Source organism: Streptomyces sp. NPDC104761 (assembly GCF_055583445.1).
In genome coordinates, this window is the sequence record NZ_JBVJNZ010000046.1 from 1 (window position 1) to 1,333 (window position 1,333).

The 1,333-nt window shown below is 67.1% G+C and carries 1 protein-coding gene and 2 pseudogenes; 1 reads left to right on the top strand and 2 read right to left on the bottom strand.

Translation table 11 applies throughout. The features are described 5' to 3' along the window. Window positions 1–92: 92 nt before the first annotated feature. Window positions 93–203: pseudogene (locus ACZ63F_RS43005) on the bottom strand (DUF6332 family protein); the annotation flags it as partial. 168 nt (window positions 204–371) lie between these two features. Further along, window positions 372–665, bottom strand: a complete 294-nt coding sequence (locus ACZ63F_RS43010) for a hypothetical protein (protein WP_469719538.1) — start codon at window positions 663–665, stop codon at window positions 372–374. A 48-nt stretch (window positions 666–713) separates the two neighbouring features. On the opposite strand from ACZ63F_RS43010, the pseudogene ACZ63F_RS43015 reads away from it, so the two are divergent. Beyond that, window positions 714–1,265, top strand: a pseudogene (locus ACZ63F_RS43015) (transposase family protein); the annotation flags it as partial. Between the last annotated feature and the right edge of the window lie 68 nt (window positions 1,266–1,333).

Consider the following 1,333-nt stretch of genomic DNA (forward strand, 5'->3'; position numbering starts at 1 on the left):
ACCCGCCGAATACGAGACCAAGTACTACCGCGAAACCACGAAGTCCCAGGTCACAGTCACGACCTAGAGTCTCGATCAAACCCGGAACGGTTCAGAGCGACGGCGAAGACCGCCGCAGCCAGCGCGACGGCAGTCACCAGGGCGAAAACGATCTCCACCGTCATTGCATCCTTTTCCCACCGCGACTCCCGCCCCATGTCCATGCTGCAAGTCTCACATCGCGGTGAAGCCATGGCGCCTGGGCCGGGCAGCCTCGCTCTCACACTCGAAGGCACGCTCGCCAATTGAGATTACTTCTAGGAGTTGTCCCGCGACACCGCGCTGGTACCCAGCACCTGCTCACGTACGGACCTCGACGGCGTGGGAGGCGCTCAGTCCAGAGCAGCGATCACTGCCTCGGACACCATCACTCCTGTCTCCTGGATCCGCTGACGCATGTTCCCTTCGTACAGCCAGGCGCAAGCCTCGATCGCTGGGTGGAGCTCGGCGAGGATCAACGCCGCACGCTTCGGTACGTGGGTTTCTTCCCTCCACGCCGTCCCGCAGCGATCGATCTGCTCCTGTAGCTGAAGGAGCGCCTGCTCATCGAACCCTTCGTTCATGCGCAGAGGGATCACGAAACGATCCGCCGCCTCTTCCAGGCGATTCACCAAGTCCGTCTCCATATGCGCCTCCGTATCGGCCAGTTCACTACGCGGTGGGACGATCTTCTCGTGGCAGGTGTGAGCACGGCGTCACAGCCGTCCTGGACAGGTCCGTTCACCGGGCTGAGCCCGCGCTGCTTCGGCAAACTGATGAACGCCATGCGAAACGCGGGAGCGGACGCGGCCCGGCGCGGTCGGCCATGGAGCTTGCCCCTGGAAACCGCGTCCTGCTGGTCGCGGCATACTGGCGAACCAACTTGACGCTAGCTGGCGCCGCTGTTCGGAATCTCGAAGCCCGCGGCCGACCGCATCATCAACCGCCTCGCACCGCTGCTCGCCCTACGGCCGCGCCGACGCTTCCGCAAGGACACCGTGCTCATCGTGGACGGCACCTTGGTACCCACGCGTGACCACACGGTGGCCGGGCAGTCGAAGAACTATCGGTATGCCACCAACCACCAGGCCGTCATCGACGCCGGTACACGGCTCGTCGTCGCCGTGGGCCGGCCCCTGCCCGGCAACCGCAACGACTGCAGGGCATGGGAGTTGTCCGGAGCGAAGGCAGCCGTCGGCAACGCCACATGCGTACCGGTCGTGGGGGGGGGGGGGGGGGGGGGGGGGGGGGGGGGGGGGGGGGGGGGGGGGGGGGGGGGGGGGGGGGGGGGGGGGGGGGGGGGGGGGGGGGGGGG